The organism is Tenacibaculum xiamenense (assembly GCF_964513065.1).
GTDB classification, from domain to species: Bacteria; Bacteroidota; Bacteroidia; order Flavobacteriales; family Flavobacteriaceae; genus Polaribacter; species Polaribacter xiamenense.
This window is the reverse complement of record NZ_CAZEQU010000034.1, coordinates 446,042-465,666: the sequence shown is the minus strand read 5'-3', so window position 1 is coordinate 465,666 and position 19,625 is coordinate 446,042. Positions and strand designations below refer to the sequence as shown.

The window sequence follows — 19,625 nt, the reverse complement described above, 5'->3', positions numbered from 1 at the left end:
GCTATACGTTCCTGCATTGGCTACTACTTCTCCTGTATTTGAAATACTAACAACTCCTGGTGTAAAGGTATACGTGTTAGCTGCATCGTATCCTGTGATTTGGAAACTTCCTGTTGCCACAGCACAGGTTGGATGTGTTACCACTCCTACTGTTGGCGCTGCTGGAGTTAATGGTTGCGTATTCACTGTAATATCAGCACTTGCTAATGATACACATCCTGCCGCATTGGTTACTGTAAAGCTATACGTTCCTGCATTGGCTACTACTTCTCCTGTATTTGAAATACTAACAACTCCTGGTGTAAAGGTATAAGTGTTAGCTGCATCGTATCCTGTGATTTGGAAACTTCCTGTTGCCACAGCACAAGTTGGGTGCGTTACTGCTCCTGCTGTTGGTGCTGCTGGGGTTAATGGTTGCGTATTAACTGTAATATCAGCACTTGCTAATGATACACATCCTGTCGCATTGGTTACTGTAAAGCTATACGTTCCTGCATTGGCTACTACTTCTCCTGTATTTGAAATACTAACAACTCCTGGTGTAAAGCTATACGTGTTAGCTGCGTCGTAGCCGGTGATTTGGAAACTTCCCGTTGCTACAGCACAGGTTGGGTGCGTTACTGCTCCTGCTGTTGGTGCTGCTGGTGTTGTGCTTATTGTAATATTTGCACTTGAAGAGTATTCACACCCACCTACAGATGTAACCGTGTATGTTATATTTACAGAACCTTGACTAACTCCTGTCACAATTCCAGAAGAATCCACTGTTGCTATTGCTGGATCTGAACTTGTCCAAACACCACCAGAGTCTCCATCTGAAGTAAGTAAAATTGTCTCTCCTGTACAAACATTTGGTCCTCCACTTATGACTCCTGAAATTGGAGTTGGATTTGCTGTAACTACATTGACAGTATTGGCTTGTCCTTGACTACCATCTGAATTAACTAATACAGGAACACCATCAGCATCAACTGTACTATCAATTCTATCATCACCTGTTAAATCATTTGCTCCTACGTTTTCCGCTCCTTCTATTGCATCAGGACATCCGTCATTATCAGAGTCAGTATCCAAATAATTAGGTATCCCATCGTTATCTACATCACTACTAAAATATGGCCATCCCGTTCCAGCACAGAAGTCTACTATATCTCCGATAATGGCTTTCGATTCTTCACACCCTCCTATTGTTAAATTGTTCGGCCACAGAGAACAAGACGAAGGTATTGCGTTATCTCCACAGAATAAAGCCGTTCCTGGGTTCAACTTACTCGATCCAGATCCCGTAGTATTTAAAGCAATCCAACGAATCCCTCCCGAAGCTGTATTAGATAGAGTTTGAGTGGGTGAACTAACCATTGTAGATGAAGCTTGCGCTCGAGTTATCAAATAAGCATCACCATATATATTGTTTCCTGTCTTATGAAATGCATCCTGAGTTCCTACGGATAATGTTCCACATACTTCGATAATTGCTGCTGAATCCATATATATATCAATAACCGACAAGTTAGCTCCATGAGTTCCTTCTTGGTTAACTATTAAAGACCCCGTTGCAACAAAATAAGATCCAACTCCCATAAATAGCTCAGAAGTCGCAGAACCAAATGCTGGGTGCTGACCTATTGTCATAGACCCTCGTACGATTACACCTGAACCATCTGACAAAGATAATTTACCATTCGCGTTTAAGTTTGTTGTTGTTAACTCTACATTTGGTAATAAATATAACTCTCCTCCACTATCAATAGTCAAGGAGTTTGTTCCCATGTCTAGACTACTCGATAAAATGTATTTTTCACCGTTGCCTATATTTGTTGTTGACGCAGTCATTTCTATAACACCTGAAGTAGGCGCAGATGATTCTGGCACAAAACAACCCAATTCATCAACATCTAAAATCCCATCATTATCATCGTCTAAATCGCATTCGTTTGGAATATTATCTCCATCCGTGTCAAGAGCAAAACTTGGTCCTGTACACATCACCGTATCTGTAGAAACACATCCTGATGAAGTATTAGTAACTGTTAGAGTATATGTTCCTGTAGAACTTATAACTGGATTTAATGTGGTTGAACCACTATCAATTGTTCCATCCGTAGTTGTCCATAAATATGTAACATCAACTGTTGATGATCCTGTACCATCTAAACTAGGTGTACGATTATTACAAGTTAATTCAACATTTGCACCAGCCTCTGCTATAGCCCCTGGATTAACTAATAAATTTACCTCTTGTGTTATATTTTCACATGAATTGTTGGGGTGGGTAAATATAACCCTGTATACTCCAGAATCAGAATCTTGAGCATTAGATATCGATATTGTTTTAGCTTCTGAAACAATGTTTGTTAAGGTTCCTGAACTTTGAACATTATTCCAATTAACTCCATCCTGTTTTTGTAATTGGTAAGTCCAATCTATAATAGAACTTGCTTCATCCAGCCCTGTTGCTGTAAATTCAAAATTAGCAGTTCCTCCGCCACAAAAAGCTGTGTTTACAACTAAATCTGAATCAATTGTTATCTCAGCTCGAGTTACTACTGCATTAGTAACTCCCTGACCTTGATCATTGCCAATATCAGCCGCTCCACCAGAATTCACCAAAACAGGAACTCCATTGGCATCAACAACTCCACTAATTCTTTGACCTGCTAATTGAAATGTAACCACATTTTCATCTGCTTCAATTGCATCAGGACATCCATCATTATCAGAATCTGTGTCCAGATAATCAGGTATAGTATCGTTATCTGAATCTTGCTGAGTTGCACAAAACGTAAAGTTACTTAACGCAATTACTTGATTTTGATCAGAATCAGGGTTTGTTGTTAAGTTCTTATACCTCATTTCAATCTTAACAATCCATGCCTGTATTCCGTTTATGACTACGGATGCATTATTACTTCCTGCAGTTCCTATAAAAGAATTCGAGGAAAATGTTTGACCATTTAATGTGTATTCAGACGCCGTTAAGTTATGGAGTGTTCCATCTGCTTTTGTAATTATTAACTCAATTTCATCCTCAAAACTAGTATTATCAGCTCCTTTATCTATATCATAAATCGTAAAACCTAAATTATAAATTGGCTTACTAAATTCAAATGAATGAATAGATATCCCAGCATTCTCAGCTCTTTGTCTTAATGTATATGTAGAAGAAGTTTCTAAATAATCATTTACTTTATACTGTTGTAAACTCAAACCTCCACCACTTCTTGATAATTCTATACCTACTCCGTTAACTGAAAAACTTGGCTTTGTTAAAATAGGATCATCACCTAAATCAGCATCTCCTGTACCTCCAGAAGTATATTCAGTTTCCCAATTCAAGGTTGTATCATTAGAAGCACAACTACCTAGCTCATCAATATCTAAAATACCATCATTATCGTCATCTAAATCAACTTCATCTAAAACATTATCTCCATCTGAATCCGGTATTAATTTAATCGCATTAGTTGCTATTGAAATTAGTACTGACTCAAAAGTATCTGAAGAATTACCTGAGTTATTACCTGGATATAACTCAAACGCCATTGTAGCATCGTTTGCTACGAACCTTATTTTAGTTAAACCCCATTCATCTCTAGTAATAGAGGATACTGTTTGCTTTGCAAGCGATCCAACTTTATATGAGAACGAATCGTTATACTCCTCAGAATATTCTCCTCTGGTAGTCATTGTATACAGTTCTACTTCATAAGTTTCTCCTGCTATAAGCCCTGTGATATCAGTTGCTATTATTTCTTCGTTTGCTAAACTCCCCAGATCACGCAATGAAATCCAATATTCATGTCCTGTTGGAGGTAGAGGTAGCGGAGCTTGATCCCAACTAGTTCCACCTAAACCTGTATCCGTCGTTGCCGCGGTATTTCTATCCGAAACATCTGGACTTCCTGTCACAGTTCTCCAGTTTGAGTTAGGAGCACAAACAGAGCATAACGCAGTACCTGAACTTGATGCTATAGAAGGTGTTTGAGCAAATGTTTGCAATTTCACTAAAAGAAGTAAAATGAATAAGACTAAAATCTTACTCTTCTTTTTGTAGTAGTTCGCAGTTTTTTTCTGGTTAAAGTAAATACATGAACTTCTCTTTTCGGAAAAGGAATCCCTTTCCAAATTCATTGAATTAATCATAATTTCCCCTTGAGCCCTAATTAGGACTTATACTTAGTTTTGGTTATAAAATAGTATGGAAATATATTAATGCAGTATATCCCATACACGTTTCGGTCGTTATACGACTAATTTACGTTGGGGGGATATACTAAAGAGAGCTGCAAATATATATATAAAATTATGAGATAAAAAAATCTGTTTTTATTTTTTTGTTTATCCTAAAGCAAAATTTAATAATCAAAAGCTATTAAAACAGCTTCATAAAGATTCAAAAACTCAATAAAACCAAGCTCTTAAACGCTTTTTGGTTTCTTACAAATTTATGAGACATAAAATTCTTTTAACACATTTATGGTAGTTTCAATTTCCGCAATTGTATTTAATTTACTAAACGAAAAACGTACGGAAGCCTTCTCTTTTTCACTATCAATCAAAAATTCCTCTAAAACATGAGACCCTTTATTACTACCACTTTGACATGCGCTTCCTCCTGAAGCTGCTATACCTTTTAAATCTAATGAAAACAACATCATCTTATTTACCCAGGGTAGCCTTACATTTAAAACAGTATAACTACTTCTGTTTAAGCTTTCTGATTCTCCATTAAACTGCACTTCTGTAAATTCCTCTTTTAATCTTTTTATAAAATAAGACTTTAAACTTTCGATTTGCTTTCTATCTTCCTCCATATTCGTATAGGTAAGTTCTAAAGCTTTTTCCATTCCTTGAATAGAATGTACATTCTCTGTACTTGAACGACTACCTCTTTCTTGATCTCCACCATGTAACATTGGCTTAACGACACACCCTTTCCTAATAAAAGCAAAGCCAACGCCTTTAGGTCCATGAAACTTATGGGCACTTGCGGTCATAAAATCTAATTGTACCTCTTCTAGGTTAAGTTCAAAATGACCAATTGCCTGAACAGTGTCTGAATGAAACAAAGCATCGTGCTCTTTGCATATATCAGCTACCTTTCTAATAGGTAATAAATTCCCTATTTCATTATTTACCCACATTAAACTCACTAAAGTTTTACCTTCAACTACTGAAAGAGTATTAAGTAATTCATCTATACTCACATTTCCTTTTTCATCTATATTCAAATAAATAATTTCGATGCCGTATGTATCTCTTAAAAACTCTACGGTATGAAGAACCGCATGGTGTTCAATTTTTGAAGTAATTACAGTATTAACACCTAAATTTACCACAGCATTTTGCAATATTAAATTATCAGCCTCTGTTCCTCCTGAGGTAAAAACAATTTCACTACTGCTTACCTTAAAATAACTAGCTATATTCTTTCTAGCTCTTTCTATTGAAGCTTTGGCCGATCTACCAAATTGATGCGTTGAAGAAGGATTTCCAAAATTTTCAAACATTGACTTATTAATCACTTCAATTACTTCCGGTAAAATTGGTGTTGTAGCCGCGTTGTCCAAATAAATTCTATTCATAGAACAAAGATACTAATTAGGGTTTTGAAATATATAAACTTCAGTTGCTCCTAATCCATATTTCTGATAGGAAGCATCGTAATATTTAACAGGATAATTATTTAGTAGAAAGTTTAACTCTGACTTTAAGACGCCTTCTCCTACTCCATGAATAAATACAATTTTTGAGATTCTTTTTTGAATACAATATTCAATTTTTTGACGTGCCACATTAATCTGGTAACTTAGTATATCATATTTATCCAGCCCTCTTGTTGATTTCAATAATTTTTCAATATGCAAATCAACCTCCATTACTACCTCATTCTTAGACTTAACAAATATTTGCGTTTTCTTCTTTTTTTCTACTGCTTTCTCTTTAAGCATTCTATTATTAATATCAATATATTTGCTAAGCTCTTTCTGTTCTACATTTATCTTTACCAGTTCTTCCTTAAAAAAACGATACTCCATTCCTTCCTTGTCTTTAAGGAGCACTACATTTTTTATAATATCAACCACAACTCCTTCTATAACATCATCAATTACAGCAACTTTATTTCCAATTTCAAAACACATAATTAACTATTATTTAATTTACCAAAGAAAGCTAGCCTTTACATTTGCAGATAATTCTATATGCAAAAGAACGTTAAATAAATGATTAGCTCAAAAAACATTAACACAAAAGTTTTTTTCGAAAACGCGAAAAATAGTTTACATCTTACAGAAGAAAGAAAAGATTTACTATTGGAAATAGCCGATACGATTTCGGATGAATATTTTGATAGAAAGAAATTAAATATAAACTTTATTTGTACGCACAATTCAAGAAGAAGTCAATTTGCTCAAGTATGGGCATTTTTTGCAGTTAATTATTTTGAGCTTCCTAATTTTTTCACTTTTTCCAGTGGTACGGAAGCTACAGCTTTCCACAGAAATACAGTTAGAGCTTTGCAACATGCAGGGTTTGAGTTTAACGTAGATGATTTCTCTCATCAAAACCCGAAATATTTAGTATCCTTTAAAGGTTGTAAAGAACCCTTAAGTGCTTTTTCAAAAACCCTTGAAAACCCAATTAACCAATTTCCTTATATTGCTATAACAACCTGTGACAGTGCTGATGAAAACTGTCCTTTTATTCCAGATGCAATACATCGTTTTCATTTACCATATACTGACCCTAAAGCTTCAGACAAAACTGACAATACCAAAGAAACCTACATCTCAACAAGCAAAAAAATCGCTGGAGAAATCTACTTTATTTTTGAAGAGATAAAAAAACAAGCTTTGGATGACTAGTTAAACTTCCGTATTCTTATCATAAGGAATACTTTTTAAAATGTGATTTATCACATTTATTCTAGCAATAGTTTTTCTATTAGCACGAATGACCTTCCAAGGTGAAATTTTTGTATTGGTTTTTGAAAACATAGTACGTTTATACTTTGTGTATTCATCCCAAAGTTCTTGAGCTCGTTCATCAACAGGAGTCATTTTCCATTGTTTCAAAGGATCATTTTTGATTTCGCTAAATCGTTTTGCCTGCTCCTTCTTATTAATAGACATATATATTTTAACCAAACGAATTCCTGATTCAAGAATCATTCTTTCGAAATCATTAACTTGATTCATAAAAACTTCGTATTCTTCTTGAGTACAAAAACCATTTACAGGTTCAACCACAGCTCTATTATACCAACTTCTATCAAAGAAAATCATTTCTCCTGCTTTAGGAAACTGCTCTACATATCTTTGAAAATACCATTGAGTTTTTTCATCCTCATTTGGTTTTGGTAAAGCTATAATCCTCATATGTCGAGGATTTATACGCTCGGTTATTCTTCTGATTGCGCCCCCTTTTCCAGCAGCATCTCTACCTTCGAAAAGCACTATAATTCTTTCATTATTTTGAATTGCCCATGTTTGTAAACGGATTAATTCAACCTGAAGTTTTTTCAGTTTTCTTTCATAATTTACATAGCGGATCGCTCTTTCTAAATTATAAGGTTCTTTAGATAATATTGCTTTTAAACCTCTTGTCGAATTAAGCTTATTAACATCTTTTTGAGTTAAGTTTTCCATAGTCTAATCTAAGTGGTTAACCGAACGGTAATAACGCATTACCACGTTGGGATCCGGATTTAAAATTGTTTTTGACTCTTCTTTTCCTTCGTAATTAAATTGCGATAATACATGTCGCATGCATTCAACACGAGCTTTCTTCTTATCATTTGTTTTAACTACAATCCATGGGCTATAAGTAGTATGCGTTTTACTAAACATTTCATCCTTGTAAAAAGTATATTTATCCCATAACTCTTGACCTTTTTTATCAACTGGACTAAATTTCCAACGTTTCAAAGGATTGTTATTTCTAGCGTTAAACCTTCTTAATTGCTCAGTCTTTGAAATTGACAACCAAAATTTAATTATAACCACACCATCTTCATATAACATATGCTCAAATTCTGGTACCTGAACTAAAAAATTCTTATACTGACCTTCTGTACAAAACCCCATTACAGGCTCAACTACAGCTCTATTATACCAACTCCTATCAAAAAAAACGATTTCACCTGGATTAGGAAGTTCTTTTATATATCTTTGAAAATACCATTGTCCTTTCTCCACTTCAGTAGGTTTGTTTAGAGCTACTAAACGCATCGTTCTGGGATTCAAATGTTCAGTAAACCTTCTTATACTACCTCCTTTTCCAGCAGCATCTCTACCTTCGAAAATCACCGCAACTCTTTTGTTATTCTTAGCTATCCATTGCTGTAATTTCACCAATTCTACTTGAAGTAATTTCAGTTCATTCTCATATTTAATTTTGGCCTCAACCTTTTCTATAGAAATCCCTTTCTTCTTGACTAATTCAATCAATTCCTCGTTCGATTCAATACTCTGAAAATCACTAATAGTCAACTTTGGTCCTTCCTTCATATGGAGATATTAATTATTTTAAAAATTTAACACATGATACGCTAAAATAAAATGATATTTGTTCTATGAAAAATTTTAAAGCATTTTTATTTCTAATATTCCCAATTTTGTGCTTTTCGCAAAAGCAGTATAGTAAAGAATTTAGTTTTATCAACGATAATGATCTTTATATTTCTCTTAGTCAAGACAGATACTACACCAATGGAATGTTTTTCAATTATCGTTTTATTAGCAAACATTCCAATCAAAAAATTGCGAAGAAAATAATTGACTTTGAAATAGGTCATAAAATTTATACTCCTTTTAAAGCTGTAGTTCAGTCACCCCAGCAACACGATCGTCCTTTTGCTGGATACTTGTATGGAAGTTTCGGAATTAACCACTTTTTTAAAAACAATTCATTTTTAAAAAACTCCGTAGAAATTGGTGTTATCGGACCAGGTTCTATGGCTGAAGAACTTCAAAATTTCATACACGATATTTATGGTTTTAGAAGAGCCATCGGGTGGAAATATCAAATCAGAAATGCATTTGCTCTAAATTTTAAGTCATCATATGGAAAAACTATCATCGGTGACACTTCCAAATATTTTGATGTAACATGGACAAGTACTGCTAATTTTGGTACTGTATTAACGAATATCTCAACCGGATTTTACTCAAGACTTGGCTTAAAACCTTTGCAAAAAATCATCAATACCATTGCCTTTAATAGTAACCTAAACAAAAAAGATTCTGACTTATTTAATAAAAAGGAAGCTTTCATTTATTTAAAGCCTCAGATCGGTTATGTTTTGTATGATGCAACCATACAAGGAAGCTTTTTAAACACTACTAGTCCAATAACCTATTCCGCTATGCCTTTTGTATTTACAACTGAATTAGGCATTCGATTTACAGTGGATAGATTGAACCTTGGATATACCATAAACTACCACTCTAAAAAGCTAAAAAGCCTTCAAGTTCCAAGAGGAAATTTCTTTGGTACAATTCAGATTAACTACCAATTTGAATAGATCAAAAAAATAAATTTTAAAAATCATCAAATTAAAATATATTTGTAGTTCGAATCATTAGAAAGACAGTCAATGAAATTTATCGTATCTAGCTCTCAATTATTAAAACAATTACAAGTTTTAGGAGGGGTTATAAATAGTAACAATACATTACCTATTTTAGACAACTTCTTATTTGAGTTATCTGAAAATCAACTGAAATTATCATCTTCTGACCTTGAAACAACCATGACTTCATTGGTGGAAGTTGAAAGTACAGATACAGGTGCTATTGCCATTAACGCAAAGCTTCTATTAGATACTTTAAAAACATTTCCTGATCAACCTTTGACTTTCAAAACAGAAGGAGAAAGTACTATAGAGATTATTTCTGAGCAAGGAAAATACGACATGGCTTACTTTAATGGAGATGAATTTCCAAAAGCGGTTGAGCTTCCTTCTCCAAGTAGTACAGAGATACCTTCTCATATTTTAGCAACAGCAATCAATAAAACAATTTTTGCTACAGGAAATGACGACTTGAGACCAGTAATGAGTGGAGTGTTTTTTCAATTCAACTCGAAAGAATTGACCTTTGTTGCTACGGATGCTCACAAACTTGTAAAGTATACACGAACAGACGTTACTGCTGATAAATCAGCTGAGTTTATCATGCCTAAAAAACCTTTAAACCTATTAAAAGGAATTTTAGGAGGGTCTGAAGAAAACGTAACAATTGAGTATAACGATACTAATGCAAAGTTCACATTTGACAACGTTGTTTTAATTTGTCGTTTAATTGATGGTAAATACCCTAATTATGAAGCGGTAATTCCAAAGGAAAACCCGAATAAGTTAACTGTTGACAGAGCTACTTTCTTAAACTCAGTTCGTCGTGTTTCAATCTTCTCAAGTAAAACTACTCACCAAATTCGTTTAAAAATGGCGGGTACAGAGTTGAATATTTCTGCAGAAGATTTAGATTATGCTAATAAGGCGGATGAACGTTTAATGTGTGATTACCAAGGTGACGACATGCAAATTGGTTTTAACTCTCGTTTTTTAAGTGAAATGTTAAATAACTTAGGATCAAATGACGTTTTAATTGAAATGAGTTTACCAAACAGAGCCGGTATTTTAACACCTATTGATGGTACTGAAGATGGAGAACTTATTACAATGTTGGTAATGCCAGTTATGTTAAATGGATAACATATATAATACTATATACAAAAAAACAAAAGGTAGCTCAATGGCTACCTTTTTTCTTTTGTTACATTTTTATTCTAATAGTACATCGTAGTAGAAACCGTATTTGGATTTGTACTATACCAATGTGCCCAATGCTTTGAATAACCTTCTAATGGCTTGTAAACATTTGGTGCAGCAGGAAAACCAACCGACCAATCATAAACTTTATTTGCCGAATTACAATGGCAATATTTGTGCCCTGACGCAGTTAATGTTAACGGAGGAAATCCGAATGTAGAAGTAACATTATAGGTTAGCTGATATTCTAATCTGTTGTCCGTTTTCACTGTTTTCCACCAAGACCACCATAAAAACTTTTTACGCTCCTCTACCTTAGTTTTTGCCCCAATAGAACTATAAAACAACCAGTACCCATTATATTGTCGAGCCTTCATGCGATAATTATTACTAAAGTATTTATAAGAGGTAGCTCCACGTACTCCTTCTCTATTTTCCTCTCTTTCGGAATCGTTATTATGTCTATATACAGTCAGTTCTTTACTAAACTCATAGGTATCTCCTCTTCCGATTCTAATTTCACCAGTATTATAAGCATTTAAAAACTCAGAAATATTAGATGATGTACCTTCAGAATAACTATACACAAAATCTCCATCAATTCTAAAAATTTTGTCTTCAATTCCAATTTCTCCATTTTCATTTAGTAATAACAATAACATATCATCATTAGAAGCTACGGTTGGAACATTTCTTTCTTTTATTCCCAGTTTTTCAGCCTCTTTCCCTTCTAAATTATAAACGAGTAATAACGGATTATACTTTCCTTCTTCGGACATCCTTCTTGCTTTATCAAGCAAATCTTCGTCATTTTCATGTTGAACAGATATGAATTCTTTTAACTCATCCACACTTCCAAAGCGTAACATATTACTTTCATTACTTTTTAGAACCGAAAGATCATTTTGATTTTCAGGATTCGTTATTTCTTCTTCTTTACACGAAATAATCATGATACTTAACATGATTAATGCAATCATTTTTTTCATAAGATTATGGTTTTAGTTTTACCTACTCGTACGCTTTTCGGTTACCGCGATAAATTATAAATTTGGTTAAATGTAGCAGTTGATCAAACTGCATTTTATCCTTGATACTTAACTAGTATTATCAAATGATAGGACAAAGCTAAAACTGATTGAAATTTTTAAGGCTATGTTAAAAACTATAAATGAGAGGGGAAAAAAAGCATAAAAAAACAGGAGTTTATTTGGCTAAATTCCAAATGGTTTTGATTAAAAGCCAAGATCTAAACAAAATAATTAACAAAGCTTTAATTATTGTTAATACATTTCCCTTTTAAAAACCATAAATAATTGTAAATTTACGTCTTTCAAACTAGACAAATTACGATGGGTAAAATTATTGCAATAGCAAATCAAAAAGGTGGTGTTGGTAAAACAACAACTACTGTAAATTTAGCGGCAGCTTTAGGTGTTTTAGAGAAGAAAGTTTTATTGATTGATGCTGATCCTCAAGCAAATGCAACTTCTGGACTTGGTTTGGATGTTGAAAGCGTAGAAGCGGGAACATATCAAGTTTTAGAACACACAATTGATCCTAAAGATGCAGTTATTACTACGGAATCTCCAAACGTTGATTTAATTCCAGCACACATTGATTTGGTAGCTATTGAAATTGAATTAGTTGACAAGCCTCAAAGAGAATTCATGTTGAAAAACGCTTTACAAAGTGTTGTTGACTCGTATGATTATATTTTAATTGATTGTGCTCCTTCTCTCGGTTTAATAACACTAAACTCATTAGTAGCAGCTGATTCAGTAATTATACCTATTCAATGTGAATATTTTGCTCTTGAAGGTCTTGGTAAGTTATTAAACACCATTAAAAGTGTGCAAAAAATCCATAATCAAAGTCTAGCTATAGAAGGTCTTTTATTGACCATGTACGATCCTCGTTTACGTTTATCTAATCAGGTGGTTGAAGAAGTTCGAAAACATTTTAGTTCAATGGTTTTTGAAACAGTGGTGCATAGAAATATTCGTCTAAGTGAAGCTCCTAGTTATGGTGAAAGCATTATTTCTTATGATGCAACCAGTAAAGGTGCTGTAAATTACTTAAATTTGGCGAATGAAATTTTAAACAAAAAAGCGTAAAAACAATAATGGCAAAAGCAACAAAAAAACAAGCTCTAGGTAGAGGTTTATCGGCATTATTAAAAGAAACTGCTGAAGTTAATTCGGCTTCTGATAAGAATGCAGACAAATTAGTAGGAACTATTGTAGAAATTGATATTAAATCTATAGAGGTTAATCCTTATCAACCCAGAACTTATTTTGATGAAGAAGCTTTAAGAGAATTAGCTAGTTCTATAAAAGAACTTGGCGTAATTCAGCCAATTACTGTTCGTAAACTTGCTAGCGATAAATTCCAATTAGTTTCAGGAGAGCGTCGTTTTAGAGCCTCTAAATTAATTGGTAATACTAAAATACCTGCTTATATTCGATTGGCAAATGATCAGGAAATGCTAGAAATGGCATTAGTTGAAAACATTCAGCGTAAAAACCTTGATCCAATCGAAGTTGCTCTTTCCTACCAACGATTAATTGATGAAATTCAACTTACTCAAGAAGAATTAAGTACTCGCGTAGGAAAAAAACGTTCTACTGTTACTAATTATTTACGCCTTTTGAAATTGGACCCAATTATTCAAACTGGAATGAGAGATGGTTTTATATCAATGGGGCATGGTAGAGCTTTAATTAACGTAGACAGTAACACCGATCAATTAAACATTTACGAAAAAATTGTTCGTGATAAATTATCAGTTAGACAAACTGAAGATTTGGTAAAGAATCTAAAAGCTGGAACCATTACAAAAGCTGCTAAGAAAAAAGCTTTACCAAAATACATTTCAGATGGAGCCAAAGAAATGACGGATTACTTTGGTAACAAGGTTGATGTTACAGTAAATAATAGAGGAAAAGGAAAAATATCGATTAACTTCAACTCGGAAGAAGATTTTAATCGAATAAAAAAATTATTACAATAATTGTTAGCAAAAAAAAACATATTTGTTTTTTTAATCTTACTATTACCTTTTGGCACATATGCTCAAAAGGATTCATTAAATATCAAGGTTGAAAAAACACAAATAACTACAGATTTATATAATCCTTTATCACCTTCAAAAGCAGCGTTCTACTCTGCTATTTTTCCAGGAGGAGGTCAAATTTATAATAAAAAATATTGGAAAGCCCCTATTGTTTGGGGGGCCATTGGAGCGAGTGTTTATTACTATGTTACCAATAGTAATGATTACGACCGATTTAGAACGGCATTCCGATTAAGATCACAAGGATTAAAAGATGAATTTACAGATGCTAATGGTAATCCAACAATATCTACTTCGGGATTAGAAAATGCTCAAAGAGTTTTAAGGAAAAACAGGGATTTATCATTACTCACTGGAGTTCTTTTATATGTACTTCAAATTGTTGAAGCCAGTGTAAATGCACATTTACTTCAATTCGATACAAACGACAATTTAACTATAAAACCATCTTTAACAACGGATCCAATGTTCCAAGAGGCTCCTAGAGTTGGTTTAACTTTCAAATATTCTTTCTAAAAAATGAAAATAGCCTTACTAGGATATGGTAGAATGGGTAAAGAGATTGAGAAAATCGCTTTACAACGTGGGCATGAAATTGTAATAAGATACTCAGGAGAAGAAGAGTACAATATAACAGATGCTGATGTAGCAATAGATTTTAGCATTCCAACTGTTGCTTATGATAATATTACAAACTGCTTAAAAAACAATGTTCCTGTTGTTTCTGGAACAACGGGTTGGTTAGATAAGTATGATGAAGTTGTTGATCTTTGTAAAACCAATAAAGGAGCTTTTATATATGCTTCGAATTTTAGCTTAGGGGTTAATATCTTTTTTGAGCTTAACAAGCAATTAGCTAAAATGATGAAGAATTTGGATCAATATAAAACTACTATTGAAGAAATTCATCATACAAAGAAGTTGGACGCACCAAGTGGTACTGCAATAACTTTAGCAGAAGGTATTATTGATAACTCATTAAAAAGTTCATGGACCTTAGATGGAGATACCGAAAATAATAACATCCCTATTACCGCTGTAAGAACTCCAGATGTGCCAGGAACTCATACAATCTCGTACGACTCGATTGTAGATTCAATTGATATAAAACATACCGCTCATAACAGACAAGGTTTTGCTCTAGGAGCTGTAATTGCTTCAGAATGGCTGGCGGATAAAACAGGAGTTTTTAGCATGGCTGATGTGTTAAACTTAGGTTAAATCCGTAACTTTTTTACTAAAAGTAAACTTATAAACTGAATTTCACTCAAACATTGAGAATAAAATATTAAAATTATGACATTTACTGAATGGTTCATTTTCTTTTTGATAATCCAAGTAATTCATTTTCTTGGAACATGGAAACTATATGTTAGAGCAGGAAGGCAAGCATGGGAAGCAGCAATTCCAGTATATAATGCCGTTGTTTTAATGGGAATTATTAATCGTTCAAAATGGTGGGTAATTCTTCTATTTATTCCTATTGTAAATCTTTTAATGTTTCCTATTGTTTGGGTAGAAACCTGTAGAAGTTTTGGTTTTAATAAAGGTAAAGACACTATTCTTGCTATTATAACTCTTGGCTTTTATATATTCTACATAAACTATGCTACAAATGCTGCCTATAAAGAAGATAGAAGCCTAAAGCCTCCTACCGCTGTTGACGAATGGTTAAGTTCCATAGCTTTTGCTGTTATCGCAGCGACTTTGGTACATACCTATTTTATGCAACCATATACTATTCCAACTTCGTCTTTAGAAAAGACGTTATTAGTAGGAGATTATTTATTTGTAAGTAAATTTCATTATGGAGCACGTGTTCCTATGACGACAGTTTCGGTACCAATGGTTCATGATACCGTTCCTGGTTTGGGGGTAAAATCTTTCTTATCTGAAGACAAAGCTGAAAATAAAAACAATTGGAAAAACAAACTTTCTTTGCCTTATATGAGGCTTCCAGGAGTTCAAAAAATAAAAAGAAACGAGATTGTTGTTTTTAGTTGGCCCGCAGATACAACAAAAACAATGTGGGGTGATGTTTCAGGAAAACAAACTTATAAACCGATTGACAAAAGAACCAACTATGTTAAAAGATGTGTTGGAATTCCTGGTGATAGTTTAGAAGTTAGAGATGGGTATGTTTATATAAATGGTAAAAAAACAGTTTTACCAGACAGAGCTAAACCTCAATGGTATTTTAAGGTAGTTACAGATGGGAGAAACTTCAGTCGTAGCGACATCGAAAAATATAAAATGAGCAAAGAAGGCAAAGTTGGAGATGACGGCACTTATTACCTTAATTTAACTGATGAAGAAGCCGCTTCTTTGGAAAAAAATTCCATAGTAAAAAGTACGGAAAAGTTATTGAAGCCTAAAGGAATGTTTGATAAAGCCGTATTTCCTCATGATCCGAGATATGCTTGGTCTTCCGACAATTTTGGACCAATTTATATTCCTAAAAAAGGAGTTACTGTAAAATTAAATGAAGCCAGTATTCCTTTCTACGAGCAAATTATTCGCAGATACGAAGGTAATGACTTAACTATTTTTGATAATGACATTTATTTAAATGGTAAGAAGGTTTCTGAATATACTTTTAAGCAAGATTACTATTGGATGATGGGAGACAACCGTCAAAACTCCTTAGATGCACGAAACTGGGGATATGTTCCATTTGATCATGTTGTTGGAAAACCTGTTATGATTTGGTTCAGTATTGATAAAGATACTAACAAAATTAGGTGGGACAGAATGTTTACTACTGTTGGAGGTAGTGGTAAACCTGTGTCATATTTATGGGTAGTAATTGTCTTAATAGGTGGTTATGTTTTTTACAGTATTAGAAAAAGTAAGAAGAAAAAAGCATAATGGCATTATTCATTCCCACTTACTTTGCTCCTATTTCTCAGTATGCGGCAATTTATCAATCAGATAAGATTGTTTTTGAATTTCACGATAACTTCCAAAAACAAACTTATAGAAATAGATGCTACATATATGGAGCCAATGGAAGGCTTTCCTTGAGTATTCCTGTTAAACACAAAACTAATGATGGAAGAAAGAAAACTAAAGATACTTTAGTTGAAAATGATTTTCCTTGGCAACAACAACATTTAAAATCGTTACAAACTGCCTATAGATCATCGCCTTTTTTTGAGTTTTTTGAAGATGATTTAAATACCATATTTTCAAAAAAATACAAGTATTTACATGATGTGAATCTAGACACCCACAACTTCATTACAGATGCACTAGAATTAAATACAGACTATAGCAGAACAGAAGAATATTCCTTGGAAATCGACGATGATTTTCGCCAATTGGCTATTGCCAAAAAAGGTATTTCAATTGAAATGGATACTTATGTTCAAATGTTTGATGATAAACATGGTTTTCTTCCTAACTTATCTATTCTAGATCTCTTGTTTATGGAAGGTCGTAATTCTATTAGTTTTTTAGAAAAAATTTCAGTAAATTTGAAGTAAACACTTATCCCCAATGTATTTATTATAAGCACGTTAAACGAGATTGCAAATTCGTTTATATGCTCATGTTATACAATAAGTCATGCAACACAATTTAGAACAATTCGTTAGGTTCTTTATGCCTAATATTTCGGACTATTCTCTGAATGTTTTCAGTTCTATAACTACACATAAACATTTTGCTAAAGGTAAAATTATAATAAAACAAGGGCAAGTTCCAACAAACTTCTATATCCTTACAAAAGGAGTTGCTAGAAGTTTTGTAAAAAACAGCAACAATAAAGAACATACACGCACTATTTACACGGCAATGAGCACCTGTGGAGCTCTATCCTCATTAATTTTAGGCTCTAATTCAAATGCCAGTTACGAATGTTTAACGGAGTGCGATTGTTTTTTAGGTGATTTTAAAGAACTTGTTGAAATAACCAAGTCGAATCATGAAATGGCTCTTCTTTATTCCAGAGTTTTAGAAAAAATATTTATTAGAACCGAACAACGTGTAGATGAGCTTGCATTGTTGAGTGCTACAGAGCGATATTTAAAACTAAAAAAAGATATTCCAGAGATAAATAATCTCATTCCACAATACCATATCGCATCATTTTTAAACATTACTCCTGTGCAACTCAGCAGAATACGAAAAAAATTATATTCTGTTTAATTATAAACATATGTTAACAGTAATGTTTTATTTTAAACATATATTTGACTCGCTAAAAATATTAATATTTGGGATTACCCGAATTATTTAGTTTCCCCTTACAGAAAGAAAGGTTTGTTTAAAAACAAACCTTTTCTTTATTTTATAAATCTCTTCACCAGACCGTTTATCTGGTCAGAAATGTTTAGTTTAATCACCACAAACATATAAAGTATTACAATTATAATACTCTTTAATACAATGTTTATTACAGGGCTTATATTGAATTTTGAAATTGTTATTTCTGGTATGTCAAAATTCCAATAATTAAACAACAAGTAGAAACCGGCAATAACAAATAGCTGCAACACTGTTTTTAAAGTAAACGGAAACATGTGTAATTTATGTTTGACAAACCATGTTTTAAACAACCCAAAAACTACAATTGATAAAAAAGTTGCAAAGGCTAGTCCTTCTGTTCCGTGATTCAAATCATAATAAAAATATTTGTTTAAATAAACGAGCATTAATGCCATTCCTACTCCATTAAACAGCGTAATTCTGTAATACTTTGAATTGTTTATTATTGCCCTATTGTTCCCTAGAGACATGTTAAATAACTTTGCACTAGAAATAAAAAGAACAACCAATTCACCACCAGCATACCCTTCTGGCATTATTTTAAATAATTCAGAAACGTTTGTATTTACCAACACAAAGAATACCCCACCAATCAAAAGTAAATTAATTGAACTTTTTCTATATAAACTAGCAACCTCTTTGCTATTATCTTCGTTAATTGATTTTGACGTTAATGGATCTAGTATTTGAGTCATAGCTCTACTTGGAGCCTCTATAAAGGACCCTATAAATACCGCAACTGTATAATAGGCTGCAACACTTAATGTGTCTTTACCTCCTATCATTAATTTATCTATATCAAGTATAATGGCACTCGCGCTTCCCGCTAAAATAATATAAAAAGAATATCTAATCACTTCTTTAAAATTATCAGGTATAGCAAAATAAAATTTAGGCGTGTATAACCTTAACGCATAAATGCACATTACAAATGTTCTAAACGCATAGGCATAGGACAAATAAATTACAAATTCTTGTTTACTTACAATATTAAAATAGACTGCACATAAGAGAATCATAACTGCTATTCTGTTATACAATTCTTTTAAAAAATTACCAAAAACAGATTGCATTTGAACTTTAGCCCAGGAATAAAAGACTTCAAAATAAGCACAGCTAATAGCTATGATATAAATATATGTTGTATAGGTTTCAACAATTACGTTATCATCAGATAGAAACTTCATAATGAGCTCATGAAAGTAATTCCAGAAGTACCCAATAATCAAAGCAATTATTAATGGAAATAAAATCACAGAACTTAAAAACTTATCCTTCTGTTCTTTTTTATCATAACTAGAAAAAAATTTGACTATGGTGAAGTGAATTCCTAATGCCATTAAGGGCATAACTAAGTTTGACGTGGACAGCACTAAAGTTACAAGTCCGTAATACTCTTCTTTTAAAAACCGAGCATATAAAACAACGGTGTTAATACCACCAATTAAAAACCCTAAATATATAATTAAGGTATTTTTCAGTGATTGTTTAAAAATTATTCCCAAT

General features: G+C 33.0%; 17 protein-coding genes. 10 read left to right on the top strand and 7 right to left on the bottom strand.

All coding sequences use genetic code 11. The features are described 5' to 3' along the window. The 3 genes from ACKTTV_RS16740 to ACKTTV_RS16730 all read right to left on the bottom strand — a co-directional run. Nucleotides 1–4,143 (bottom strand): Ig-like domain-containing protein (locus ACKTTV_RS16740; RefSeq protein WP_408032017.1); only part of this gene is annotated, 4,143 nt, incomplete at its 3' end. A 302-nt stretch (nt 4,144–4,445) separates the two neighbouring features. After that, nucleotides 4,446–5,585 (bottom strand): cysteine desulfurase family protein, encoded by a 1,140-nt coding sequence (locus ACKTTV_RS16735; RefSeq protein ID WP_408032016.1) that lies wholly within the window; start codon nt 5,583–5,585, stop codon nt 4,446–4,448. Nucleotides 5,586–5,597: 12 nt separating this feature from the next. After that, entirely contained in the window at nt 5,598–6,143 is a 546-nt protein-coding gene (locus ACKTTV_RS16730; protein ID WP_408032015.1) for a Smr/MutS family protein, read from the bottom strand. Between the two features lie 81 nt (nt 6,144–6,224). Between ACKTTV_RS16730 and ACKTTV_RS16725 the strand changes: the two genes are divergently transcribed. After that, on the top strand, nt 6,225–6,866 hold the full coding sequence (locus ACKTTV_RS16725) for a low molecular weight phosphatase family protein (protein ID WP_408032014.1): 642 nt from the start codon (nt 6,225–6,227) through the stop codon (nt 6,864–6,866). Here the strand turns inward: ACKTTV_RS16725 and ppk2 (ACKTTV_RS16720) are convergent, their stop codons facing one another. Further along, a complete protein-coding gene (gene ppk2, locus ACKTTV_RS16720; RefSeq protein ID WP_408032013.1) occupies nt 6,867–7,649 on the bottom strand; it encodes a polyphosphate kinase 2 in 783 nt (260 codons plus the stop codon). Between the two features lie 3 nt (nt 7,650–7,652). Further along, nucleotides 7,653–8,510: a polyphosphate kinase 2 gene (ppk2, locus tag ACKTTV_RS16715; RefSeq protein ID WP_408032012.1), complete on the bottom strand. Its 858-nt coding sequence runs from the start codon at nt 8,508–8,510 to the stop codon at nt 7,653–7,655. Between the two features lie 65 nt (nt 8,511–8,575). Here ppk2 (ACKTTV_RS16715) and ACKTTV_RS16710 point away from each other — a divergent pair, with 65 nt between their 5' ends. Further along, nucleotides 8,576–9,526 carry a lipid A deacylase LpxR family protein gene (locus ACKTTV_RS16710; protein ID WP_408032011.1) on the top strand — a complete coding sequence of 317 codons (951 nt, stop codon included), beginning with the start codon at nt 8,576–8,578 and terminating at the stop codon, nt 9,524–9,526. Between the two features lie 72 nt (nt 9,527–9,598). After that, nucleotides 9,599–10,717 carry a DNA polymerase III subunit beta gene (gene dnaN / locus ACKTTV_RS16705; RefSeq protein ID WP_408032010.1) on the top strand — a complete coding sequence of 373 codons (1,119 nt, stop codon included), beginning with the start codon at nt 9,599–9,601 and terminating at the stop codon, nt 10,715–10,717. 74 nt (nt 10,718–10,791) lie between these two features. Here dnaN and ACKTTV_RS16700 read toward each other — a convergent pair whose 3' ends face one another. Continuing rightward, nucleotides 10,792–11,763, bottom strand: a complete 972-nt coding sequence (locus tag ACKTTV_RS16700; RefSeq protein ID WP_408032009.1) for a hypothetical protein — start codon at nt 11,761–11,763, stop codon at nt 10,792–10,794. Between the two features lie 363 nt (nt 11,764–12,126). Between ACKTTV_RS16700 and ACKTTV_RS16695 the strand changes: the two genes are divergently transcribed. The 7 genes from ACKTTV_RS16695 (at nt 12,127) to ACKTTV_RS16665 (ending at nt 17,999) form a co-directional block, all read left to right on the top strand. Further along, complete coding sequence (locus ACKTTV_RS16695; protein WP_408032008.1) at nt 12,127–12,891, top strand: ParA family protein; 765 nt, start codon at nt 12,127–12,129, stop codon at nt 12,889–12,891. A gap of 8 nt (nt 12,892–12,899) precedes the next feature. Further along, complete coding sequence (locus ACKTTV_RS16690; protein WP_408032007.1) at nt 12,900–13,787, top strand: ParB/RepB/Spo0J family partition protein; 888 nt, start codon at nt 12,900–12,902, stop codon at nt 13,785–13,787. Beyond that, nucleotides 13,788–14,366: a DUF5683 domain-containing protein gene (locus ACKTTV_RS16685; RefSeq protein WP_408032006.1), complete on the top strand. Its 579-nt coding sequence runs from the start codon at nt 13,788–13,790 to the stop codon at nt 14,364–14,366. A gap of 3 nt (nt 14,367–14,369) precedes the next feature. After that, a complete protein-coding gene (gene dapB / locus ACKTTV_RS16680; RefSeq protein ID WP_408032005.1) occupies nt 14,370–15,071 on the top strand; it encodes a 4-hydroxy-tetrahydrodipicolinate reductase in 702 nt (233 codons plus the stop codon). A gap of 75 nt (nt 15,072–15,146) precedes the next feature. Next, nucleotides 15,147–16,718 carry a signal peptidase I gene (lepB, locus tag ACKTTV_RS16675; RefSeq protein WP_408032004.1) on the top strand — a complete coding sequence of 524 codons (1,572 nt, stop codon included), beginning with the start codon at nt 15,147–15,149 and terminating at the stop codon, nt 16,716–16,718. Continuing rightward, nucleotides 16,718–17,335, top strand: coding sequence for a WbqC family protein (locus ACKTTV_RS16670; protein ID WP_408032003.1), 618 nt, complete (start codon nt 16,718–16,720; stop codon nt 17,333–17,335). The genes lepB and ACKTTV_RS16670 overlap by 1 nt, the downstream gene beginning before the upstream one ends. 82 nt (nt 17,336–17,417) lie before the next feature. Continuing rightward, nucleotides 17,418–17,999 carry a Crp/Fnr family transcriptional regulator gene (locus tag ACKTTV_RS16665; RefSeq protein ID WP_408032002.1) on the top strand — a complete coding sequence of 194 codons (582 nt, stop codon included), beginning with the start codon at nt 17,418–17,420 and terminating at the stop codon, nt 17,997–17,999. Between the two features lie 137 nt (nt 18,000–18,136). Here the strand turns inward: ACKTTV_RS16665 and ACKTTV_RS16660 are convergent, their stop codons facing one another. After that, nucleotides 18,137–19,624 (bottom strand): lipopolysaccharide biosynthesis protein, encoded by a 1,488-nt coding sequence (locus ACKTTV_RS16660; RefSeq protein WP_408032001.1) that lies wholly within the window; start codon nt 19,622–19,624, stop codon nt 18,137–18,139. Nucleotide 19,625: the final 1 nt, after the last annotated feature.

Excerpts from the sequence above, each read along its gene's own strand:
- ACKTTV_RS16735 (WP_408032016.1), bottom strand. The coding sequence starts at position 5,585 with ATGAATAGAATTTATTTGGACAACGCGGCTACAACACCAATTTTACCG.
- ACKTTV_RS16730 (WP_408032015.1), bottom strand. The coding sequence starts at position 6,143 with ATGTGTTTTGAAATTGGAAATAAAGTTGCTGTAATTGATGATGTTATA.
- ACKTTV_RS16725 (WP_408032014.1), top strand. The coding sequence starts at position 6,225 with ATGATTAGCTCAAAAAACATTAACACAAAAGTTTTTTTCGAAAACGCG.
- ppk2 (WP_408032013.1), bottom strand. The coding sequence starts at position 7,649 with ATGGAAAACTTAACTCAAAAAGATGTTAATAAGCTTAATTCGACAAGA.
- ppk2 (WP_408032012.1), bottom strand. The coding sequence starts at position 8,510 with ATGAAGGAAGGACCAAAGTTGACTATTAGTGATTTTCAGAGTATTGAA.
- ACKTTV_RS16710 (WP_408032011.1), top strand. The coding sequence starts at position 8,576 with ATGAAAAATTTTAAAGCATTTTTATTTCTAATATTCCCAATTTTGTGC.
- dnaN (WP_408032010.1), top strand. The coding sequence starts at position 9,599 with ATGAAATTTATCGTATCTAGCTCTCAATTATTAAAACAATTACAAGTT.
- ACKTTV_RS16700 (WP_408032009.1), bottom strand. The coding sequence starts at position 11,763 with ATGAAAAAAATGATTGCATTAATCATGTTAAGTATCATGATTATTTCG.
- ACKTTV_RS16695 (WP_408032008.1), top strand. The coding sequence starts at position 12,127 with ATGGGTAAAATTATTGCAATAGCAAATCAAAAAGGTGGTGTTGGTAAA.
- ACKTTV_RS16690 (WP_408032007.1), top strand. The coding sequence starts at position 12,900 with ATGGCAAAAGCAACAAAAAAACAAGCTCTAGGTAGAGGTTTATCGGCA.
- dapB (WP_408032005.1), top strand. The coding sequence starts at position 14,370 with ATGAAAATAGCCTTACTAGGATATGGTAGAATGGGTAAAGAGATTGAG.
- lepB (WP_408032004.1), top strand. The coding sequence starts at position 15,147 with ATGACATTTACTGAATGGTTCATTTTCTTTTTGATAATCCAAGTAATT.
- ACKTTV_RS16670 (WP_408032003.1), top strand. The coding sequence starts at position 16,718 with ATGGCATTATTCATTCCCACTTACTTTGCTCCTATTTCTCAGTATGCG.
- ACKTTV_RS16665 (WP_408032002.1), top strand. The coding sequence starts at position 17,418 with ATGCAACACAATTTAGAACAATTCGTTAGGTTCTTTATGCCTAATATT.